Below are 8,864 nucleotides of genomic sequence, written 5' to 3' on the forward strand. Positions count from 1 at the left end.
TGGTACAGTCTGACGATCTTTTTTCAACCGGATCTTGAAGACACCATGCACCTGAACCTCGCCGTCGACAACCTGCACTGCGCCAGCTGCGTCCGTCGGCTGCAGTCGGCCCTGGATGACACTCCCGCCAAGGAGGTCCAGGTCGATCTGGCCGGCAAGGCGGTTGATCTTGAGTGGCCCGGCGAGCGCCCCCTGCCCGATCTGCTGGAACGCCTTCGCTCGGCCGGATTTCCGGTCCACCTGGACGAAATCGTGATCGGCATCGAGGGCATGCACTGTGCATCCTGCGTCGGGCGCGTAGAAAAAGCGCTTCAGGGTGTGCCGGGCGTGCTGTCGGCCCAGGTCAACCTGGCCAGCGCCGAGGCCCGGGTCGAGGTTATCAGCGGGCAAGTCTCGTCGGCAAGGCTGGAAGAGGCGGTCGAGGCGGCCGGCTACAGCGCTGAACTGCCCGACACCACCGGCCATGATCGCGAAGATCGCCGCGAGGCCGAAGCGCGCGGTCTCAAGAAGCGCTTCTGGCTGGCACTGGTGCTGACGGTGCCGGTATTTGCCGTGGAAATGGGCGGACATTTCATTCCCGCCCTGCACCACTGGCTGCACGACTCGCTGGGCACTTTCACGCTGCACACCGCTTTGTTCGTGCTGACCAGTATCATCCTGTTCGGGCCGGGCCTGATGTTTTATCGCATCGGCATCCCCAACCTGTTGCGCGGACATCCGGACATGAACTCGCTGGTCGCGCTGGGCACCGGCGCGGCCTGGACGTATTCCGTCGTGGCCACCTTCGCGCCCGGCCTCATGCCCGAAGGGACGGCGAACGTGTACTACGAGCCGGCCGCCGTGATCGTCACCCTGATCCTGCTCGGCAGGCTGCTGGAGGCTCGCGCCAAGGGCCGCACGGGCCAGGCCATCGAGCGTCTGCTGAACCTTCAGGCCCGTACAGCAAGGGTGGAAAGAAACGGCGCGACCACGGAAATCGCGATCGAGCAGGTCGAGCGCGGAGACCGGGTCCGGGTCCGTCCCGGTGAAACCGTCCCCGTCGACGGCCAGGTCGTCGACGGCGATTCGCACGTCGATGAGTCGATGCTCACCGGGGAACCGGAACCGGTTCGCCGAAAAGCCGGCCACAAGGTCGTGGGCGGCACCGTCAACCAGGATGGCTTGCTGGTCATCGAGGCAACCGACCTGGGGGCCGACGCGGTGCTGGCCCAGATCGTGCGCATGGTCCAGAAGGCGCAAGGCGCCAAGCTCCCGATCCAGGCACTGGTCGACCGGGTCACCGCCTGGTTCGTCCCCGCGGTCATGAGCATCGCCGCGATCACGGCGGTGGTCTGGCTGCTGTTCGGCCCGGAACCGGCGCTGAGCTTTGCCCTGGTCAACGCGGTCGCCGTGCTCATCATCGCCTGTCCGTGCGCCATGGGCCTGGCCACGCCGACTTCGATCATGGTCGGCACCGGTCGCGGCGCCGAACAGGGCATCCTCTTCCGCGGCGGCGATGCACTGCAGTTGCTCAAGAGCATCGACGTGGTCGCCCTCGACAAGACCGGCACCCTGACCGAGGGCCGTCCGGCGCTGACCGATATTGCGCCCCTCGGCGCCTGGGACGAAGAACAAGTCCTGGCGCTGGCAGCGTCGGCCGAACAGGACTCCGAGCATCCGCTGGCTCGGGCCGTCATCGCGAGCGCCCGCGAACGCGGCATCGAACTGTCCAGGGCCGAGGATTTCAGTTCGGCTTCGGGCAAGGGAATTGCTGCCACCGTGGCCGAACAACGCGTGCATGTCGGGACCCTGGACTGGCTGGCCGAGGCTGGCGTCGCCACGGACGCCGCGGTCGAGGCCGTCGACGAGCTTTCGGGCAGGGCGCGGACGCCGGTGCTGGTGGCCGTGGACGGCAAACTGGCCGGTCTGCTGGGGATCGCCGACCCGATCAAGGACAGCACCCCGCAAGCCATCCAGGCCTTGCACGCGCTGGGCCTTGAAGTGGTCATGATCAGCGGCGATCGGCAGCGGACCGCCAAGGCCATCGCCGATGAGCTCGGTATCGATACGGTGATCGCCGAAGTGCTGCCCGAAGGCAAGGTCGAGGCCGTTCAGGCGCTGGCCCGCGAGCACGGCAGGGTGGCCTTCGTCGGCGACGGCATCAACGACGCGCCCGCCCTGGCCGAGGCCGACGTCGGCATCGCCATCGGAACCGGCACCGACGTGGCGATCGAATCGGCCGATGTGGTTCTCATGTCGGGCGACCTGGGCAAGGTCCCGGCAGCGATTGCCCTGTCGCGGGCCACGCTGCGCAATATCGGACAGAACCTGTTCTGGGCCTTTGCCTACAACACGGCCCTGATCCCAATTGCTGCCGGAGCACTCTACCCGGCGTTCGGGTGGCTGCTCTCGCCCATGCTGGCGGCCGTGGCGATGGCCTGCTCCAGCCTGTTCGTGGTCGGCAACGCGCTGCGCCTGAAGCGGATCACGATTGAGCCGGCTTCGGCCTGAACAGGTATTCCTGCAATCCGTTGCCTAGCAGCACCGTGCGCTCGGGTGCAAGCTGGGGCATGATGCGCTCGAGTTCTTTGGGCTTGTAGCGCGGCGATTCTATCTGCTCCTCGTCGACCTGGCTGGCGTGCAGCCGGGCGTTGGCATCCGGAATCCAATGGCCCGGCGTGGCGGGCATCAGCGGTGAGGCATACTCCATCATCGCGTGCAATCGGGTCGTGGTCTGGAAACGAGGTGCAAGCAGCTCGATCAGCTGATGGATCTCATCGCGACCCAGGTAGTTCAGTAAATTCCAGCATAAAATCAGGTCCAGCGGCTCGCGCGCGTGAGCATCAAACAGCTTGCTCAGGCAGGCCCGGCGTTCGTCGTGGTCTTCCATCGCGGCCAGGGCGGGCAGAGTGTTCGGCAGATCAATGATGTCCAGACGACAGCGGTAGGGAGCAAACAAGTCCACCGTACCGGACCGGATAGTGCCAAGATCAAGCACGACCACCCGCTGTTCAAGGTCAAGGCCGGAGACGGCCTGTTCGAACAAGGGTGCTCCAAGACCCGCTTTATGCTCCTCCCGCATACGTCAAGCCCGACATGCAGCGCGAACGGCGTCGACGCGATACCGACAACGCCGGAACGGCCCGCTCAGCTGCGGTCTGCACTGCCGGCAGGAGATGAGCCGGATTTGGGTGCGCTGGCTGTGGATGGTTGCGCCTGAGGCGGGTTCGGTTTCGTGGACTGACCGGCAAAAGCGGATTTGATGGCCTCCGCCTCCGGGTCCATGTCGATGGTCCCGTTAAAGCGAGCGCCATCTTCAAGCATGACCCGTGGTGCAATCAAAGTGCCACGAACACGCGCCGTCTTGCGCATCACGAGGCGCTCCGACCCGACAATCTTGCCTTCCACCTGTCCTTCGACGACGATGGAATGGGCAAAGATATCGGCCTTGACTTCGCCGGATTCACCGACCGTGACGCTGTTTTTCTTCAGTTCGATGGTGCCTTCGACCTTGCCCTGGATCAGCAGATCCTCGTCACCCTTGAGGGTGCCGTCGATCTGGATAGAGGGACCGATCACGGCCCCGCGGTGCTGCTGTTCGCTCATGCTGGGACGCTCCTGTTCTGGCTTTGGCTGCGGACTCGACTCCTGCGGCGGGGAGGACGACTCTCGTTTGTTGAACATGCTGGGACCTCTTCAATCCGTTGATGGCCCGGTCATGGGCGCGTTCTGGCCACACTCTAACCCAAACCGGGACGCGGTTACCGTCCGGCCAGCTCTTTTTCAAGCCGCGCCCAGGTATCGCGAAGCGTCACGGCCCGATTGAAGACGGGGGATTCAGGCGCGGTGTCGACATCCGGGACGAAATAGCCCAGCCGTTCGAACTGGAAGTATGACCCGACCTTTGCCGGTGCCAGGCCGGGCTCAAGCCGGGCGTCTCTGAGGACTTCGAGCGACTCGGGATTGAGATGCTCGAGAAAATCGGCGTCTCGGTCCCCGGCCGGATGGGGGACGTTGAAAAGTCGGTCGTAGAGTCGGACTTCGGCCCGGATCGCGTGCGCGGCCGATACCCAGTGAATCGTGCCCTTGACCTTGCGGTTGGAGCCGGGCTGGCCGGAGCGGGTTTCGGGGTCGAAAGTGCAGCGCAATTCGACGACGGTGCCTTCATCATCCTTGATGACTTCTTGGCAGCGAATGATGAACGCATTGCGCAGGCGGACCTCGCCATCCGGCTTGAGCCGGAAGAATTTCTTTGGCGCGTCTTCCATGAAGTCGTCACGCTCGATGTAGATTTCTCGGGTGAGCGGCAACCGACGCGAGCCCTGCTCCGGATCCTGCGGATGGTTGGCCGCCTCGATCCACTCAGTCTCGCCTTCGGGAAAGTTGCTCAGCACCACTTTCAGGGGACGAAGCACCGCCATGCGCCGATGCGCCCGGGCGTTCAGGTCATCGCGCAGGTTCCGCTCCAGGACGCCGAAGGGAATGATGCTTTCAGACTTGGTCACCCCGATCTCGGTACAGAAAGACCGTATGGATTCGGGGGTGAATCCGCGCCGCCTGAGCCCGGCGATGGTCGGCATGCGCGGATCGTCCCAGCCATGGACATGGCCTTCATCGACCAGCCGGGTAAGGCGGCGCTTGGACATGACGGTAAAGTCCATGTTCAGGCGCGCGAACTCGATCTGGACCGGCCGCGACGGCACCGGCAGATGTTCGATCAGCCAGTCGTAGAGCGGGCGGTGGTCCTCGAATTCCAGCGTGCACAGCGAGTGGGTGATGTGCTCGATGGCGTCAGACTGACCGTGGGCGAAATCGTAGCTGGGATAGATGCACCAATCGTCGCCGGTGCGGTGATGGTGCTCGCGGCGGATCCGGTACAGAACCGGGTCGCGTAGATTGATATTGGGGGCGGCCATATCGATTCGGGCGCGCAGGACCATGGCCCCATCGGGAAATTCGCCGGCCCGCATGCCCTCGAACAGGCGCCGGCTCTCCGCGCTGGGCCGGTTACGGCAGGGACTGTCTGTGCCCGGCTCGGTCAGCGTGCCGCGCTGGGCGCGAATGGTTTCGGCGTCCTGCTCGTCCACGTAGGCCAGACCGTTGTCGATCAGAGACAAAGCGTAGCCGTAGAGAGTTTCAAAATAATCGGAGGCGTAGCACTCGTTTTCCCAGCGGTAGCCCAGCCATTTAACATCTTCTTTGATCGAGTCGATGAAACGCTGCTCTTCGCGCACCGGGTTGGTGTCGTCAAAGCGCAGGTTCGTGTAGCCGCCGAACTCGTCCGGCATGGCGAAGTTCAAAACGATGGACTTGGCGTGGCCGATGTGCAGGTAGCCGTTGGGCTCCGGCGGAAACCGGGTCACCACACGCTGGTGAAGACCGGCTTCGAACTCACGGGCAATCCGGGTACGGATGAAGTGAGCTGGCGCTGACGTGGATTCGGGAGCAGTCATTTAGGGGCAAGTCTACCGTAAGGATTCGATCGACAGATTGTAAGGCCTGCGGGCGGCTGGGGACACAAGGCGGGTCGATTGGGCGAGCGCATTGTTTCTGGATCATTGTCGTTAGCTGCGCTACCCTCTGCAGTTGATCAGCTGCCATGAGCAACCCCGCATAATGACCGACGACAACTTCGATCATCGCAAGCTCTCCAACCGCATCCTGTTCGGGATGGGGCTTGGACTGGTTTTTGGCGTTCTCATCAATCTGACCGTGGCCGATCAGGCCTGGGCGCAGTCCTTTCTCATCGACGGCTTGCTGGGCGTAGTCGGAGAAATCTTTGTACGGTTCCTGAGTATGCTGGTCGTCCCGCTGGTGTTCGTCTCCCTGATCACCGGGGTCAGTGCGCTCAGCGACCCGAAGAAGCTGGGTCGCGTTGGCGGCAAGGCGGTGGCGCTTTACATGCTGACCACCGGCATCGCGATCAGTCTGGCTCTGGCCGCGGCTGTCATCGTCAAGCCGGGCGTCGGCGCCAGCCCTGAACAGACGGTGGAGCGGGAAATTTCCGTGCAGCCCTCCTTCGGCGAGGTGCTCACCGACATGGTGCCGCGCAATCCGGTCGAGGCGATGGCAAACGGTGACATGCTGCCGATCATCGTTTTTGCCGTACTGATCGGCCTGTCTATCGCTCTGGCGGGCAAGCCGGGCGAGCGTGTCGGCCAGTTTTTCGCCGACTTCAACGTCGTGGTGATGCGCCTGGTTGGCTTCGTGATGCTGTTAGCGCCCTACGGGGTTTTCGCCCTGATCGCCTCACTGGGTGCGACAACGGGCCTGTCGACGTTTTTCGGGGTATTGAAATACGTCTTGCTGGTCCTGTTTATCCTGGTGTTGCACGCTACCGTCACCTATTCGCTTCTGCTGCGCACGCTGACCGGCCTGAGCCCCCGAATCTTTTTTTCCAAGATGCGAGCCGTGCTGGCCTTTGCCTTTTCGACCGCATCCAGCGGGGCCACGATCCCGGTCACCCTGAAAACGGTCGAGCACCGGCTTGGCGCCGATAACAAGGTGGCGTCGTTCACCGTTCCGCTGGGGGCGACGATCAACATGGACGGCACCGCGATCATGCAGGGAATTGCAGCCGGGTTTATCGCGCAGTATTTCGCGGTTGATCTGTCCGTGACCCAGTACCTGATGATCGTGGTCATGGTCATCATCGCTTCGGTCGGCGCTGCCGGGGTCCCCGGTGTGGGGCTCATCTTGCTTGCCGGGGTTCTGGCCCAGGTCGGGCTGCCGGCCGAAGGCATTGCGCTGATACTAGGCGTGGACCGCCTGCTCGACATGACGCGGACTGCGGTCAACGTCACGGGCGACGCCATGGTGACCGTGGTCGTTGCCGATTCGGAAGGGGAACTGGACCGTAGCCTTTTCAACGAGAAGGATGGCCGCTGAATACGGTCAACGGCAACGCAGTTAGAGCGCAGCCGCGCAGAACGACATGGCCTGCGAACCGCCCAACATAGACCAAAAAAAACCCCGGCGCTCGCAACGAGCACCGGGGCTTTCGGTGTAAATGCCTGGCAGCGTAGGCAACGCAGGGCGTGCGGTTTTCGCGAAGCGAAAGAAGCGCGGCCGGAGTGCCGTTAAACGCGTGACCGTTGGTCATCTGCCAGGTGGCTGAAGCCAGCACCCAGAAAAAGCGAAGCCCCGGTACTCGAAACGAGCACCGGGGCTTCTGGTGTAAATGCCTGGCAGTGACCTACTCTCGCACGGACGAACCGCACTACCATCGGCGCTGGCACGTTTCACTTCCGAGTTCGGTATGGGGTCGGGTGGTTCCATGCCGCTATTGCCACCAGGCAAACTCAACTGTGCACCGGCCCAGTCTGGCCGGGGCGCCGTTGATCCCGGCACTAAGCCGGGACCCCCTGCACACCATCATGGGCAGGGAGCGCGAAGTCTGTTCTTGAGCGTCTTGACACGGTCGTGTCACAAAATATTTCAGCGCAATTGGCTTTGGTGTTATATGACCAAGCCTCACGGGCAATTAGTACTGGTTAGCTTCGTACATTACTGCACTTCCACACCCAGCCTATCAACCTGGTCGTCTTCCAGGGCCCTTCAGGAGGATCAAGTCCTCGGTGAGACCTCATCTTGGGAGGGGCTTCCCGCTTAGATGCTTTCAGCGGTTATCCCTTCCGATCATAGCTACCCGGCAATGCATCTGGCGATACAACCGGAACACCAGCGGATCGTCCACTCCGGTCCTCTCGTACTAGGAGCAGCTTCCCTCAAGTCTCAAACGCCCACGGCAGATAGGGACCGAACTGTCTCACGACGTTCTAAACCCAGCTCGCGTACCACTTTAAATGGCGAACAGCCATACCCTTGGGACCGGCTACAGCCCCAGGATGTGATGAGCCGACATCGAGGTGCCAAACACCGCCGTCGATATGAACTCTTGGGCGGTATCAGCCTGTTATCCCCGGAGTACCTTTTATCCGTTGAGCGATGGCCCTTCCATACAGAACCACCGGATCACTAAGACCTACTTTCGTACCTGCTCGATCCGTCGATCTCGCAGTCAAGCACCCTTGTGCCTTTGCACTCACCGCACGATGTCCGACCGTGCTGAGGGTACCTTCGTGCTCCTCCGTTACTCTTTGGGAGGAGACCGCCCCAGTCAAACTACCCACCACACATTGTCCTCGAACCGGATAACGGTCCTGAGTTAGAACTCCAATTACACCAGGGTGGTATTTCAAGGTTGGCTCCACGCAGACTAGCGTCCACGCTTCAAAGCCTCCCACCTATCCTACACAGGAATAACCGAAGTTCAATGTGAAGCTATAGTAAAGGTTCACGGGGTCTTTCCGTCTAGCCGCGGGTATACGGCATCTTCACCGCAATTTCAATTTCACTGAGTCTCGGGTGGAGACAGTGTGGCCATCGTTACGCCATTCGTGCAGGTCGGAACTTACCCGACAAGGAATTTCGCTACCTTAGGACCGTTATAGTTACGGCCGCCGTTTACCGGGGCTTCGATCAAGAGCTTCGCTTGCGCTAACCCCATCACTTAACCTTCCGGCACCGGGCAGGCGTCACACCCTATACGTCCACTTACGTGTTTGCAGAGTGCTGTGTTTTTAATAAACAGTCGCAGCCACCTGGTCACTGCGGCCTCCAGAAGCTCAGAGAGCAAGTCTCATCACCGCCAGAGGCGTACCTTCTCCCGAAGTTACGGTACCATTTTGCCTAGTTCCTTCACCCGAGTTCTCTCAAGCGCCTTGGGATTCTCACCCTGCCTACCTGTGTCGGTTTACGGTACGGTCAAGTGTTACCTGAAGCTTAGAAGATTTTCCTGGAAGCATGGCATCAATCCCTTCGCGCCACATGGGCACTCCCCATCACGCCTCGGTATTGATTCCCCGGATTTGCCTAAGGAACCT

5 protein-coding genes and 2 rRNA genes (1 of these 7 running past the window's edge) are annotated in these 8,864 nt (G+C 61.7%); 2 read left to right on the forward strand and 5 right to left on the reverse strand.

The genetic code is table 11. The features are described 5' to 3' along the window. Window positions 1–45: 45 nt before the first annotated feature. Complete coding sequence (locus G3I74_RS00370; protein ID WP_164208857.1) at window positions 46–2,490, forward strand: heavy metal translocating P-type ATPase; 2,445 nt, start codon at window positions 46–48, stop codon at window positions 2,488–2,490. Here the strand turns inward: G3I74_RS00370 and G3I74_RS00375 are convergent. The 3 genes from G3I74_RS00375 to G3I74_RS00385 form a co-directional block, all read right to left on the reverse strand. Continuing rightward, complete coding sequence (locus G3I74_RS00375; protein ID WP_164208860.1) at window positions 2,465–3,025, reverse strand: hypothetical protein; 561 nt, start codon at window positions 3,023–3,025, stop codon at window positions 2,465–2,467. The two genes, G3I74_RS00370 and G3I74_RS00375, sit on opposite strands and share 26 nt — an antisense overlap. Before the next feature lie 101 nt (window positions 3,026–3,126). Beyond that, window positions 3,127–3,585, reverse strand: coding sequence for a bactofilin family protein (locus tag G3I74_RS00380; protein ID WP_164208863.1), 459 nt, complete (start codon window positions 3,583–3,585; stop codon window positions 3,127–3,129). A gap of 155 nt (window positions 3,586–3,740) precedes the next feature. After that, complete coding sequence (locus G3I74_RS00385; RefSeq protein ID WP_164208864.1) at window positions 3,741–5,432, reverse strand: glutamine--tRNA ligase/YqeY domain fusion protein; 1,692 nt, start codon at window positions 5,430–5,432, stop codon at window positions 3,741–3,743. A gap of 163 nt (window positions 5,433–5,595) precedes the next feature. Here G3I74_RS00385 and G3I74_RS00390 point away from each other — a divergent pair, with 163 nt between their 5' ends. Then, on the forward strand, window positions 5,596–6,867 hold the full coding sequence (locus tag G3I74_RS00390) for a dicarboxylate/amino acid:cation symporter (protein ID WP_164208867.1): 1,272 nt from the start codon (window positions 5,596–5,598) through the stop codon (window positions 6,865–6,867). Window positions 6,868–7,161: 294 nt separating this feature from the next. On the opposite strand, the gene rrf is transcribed toward G3I74_RS00390, so the two are convergent. Together rrf and G3I74_RS00400 are read right to left on the reverse strand one after the other, a co-directional pair. Next, window positions 7,162–7,275: ribosomal RNA gene (gene rrf, locus G3I74_RS00395) — 5S ribosomal RNA — on the reverse strand. Between the two features lie 166 nt (window positions 7,276–7,441). Continuing rightward, window positions 7,442–8,864, reverse strand: a 23S ribosomal RNA gene (locus G3I74_RS00400) (it continues 1,460 nt past the right edge of the window).

Source organism: Wenzhouxiangella limi, from assembly GCF_010499265.1.
GTDB lineage: Bacteria > Pseudomonadota > Gammaproteobacteria > Xanthomonadales > Wenzhouxiangellaceae > Wenzhouxiangella > Wenzhouxiangella limi.

Bases quoted from the DNA above. Each gene is read 5' to 3' on its own strand.
- G3I74_RS00370 (WP_164208857.1), top strand. From the start codon at position 46: ATGCACCTGAACCTCGCCGTCGACAACCTGCACTGCGCCAGCTGCGTC.
- G3I74_RS00380 (WP_164208863.1), bottom strand. From the start codon at position 3,585: ATGAGCGAACAGCAGCACCGCGGGGCCGTGATCGGTCCCTCTATCCAG.
- G3I74_RS00385 (WP_164208864.1), bottom strand. From the start codon at position 5,432: ATGACTGCTCCCGAATCCACGTCAGCGCCAGCTCACTTCATCCGTACC.
- G3I74_RS00390 (WP_164208867.1), top strand. From the start codon at position 5,596: ATGACCGACGACAACTTCGATCATCGCAAGCTCTCCAACCGCATCCTG.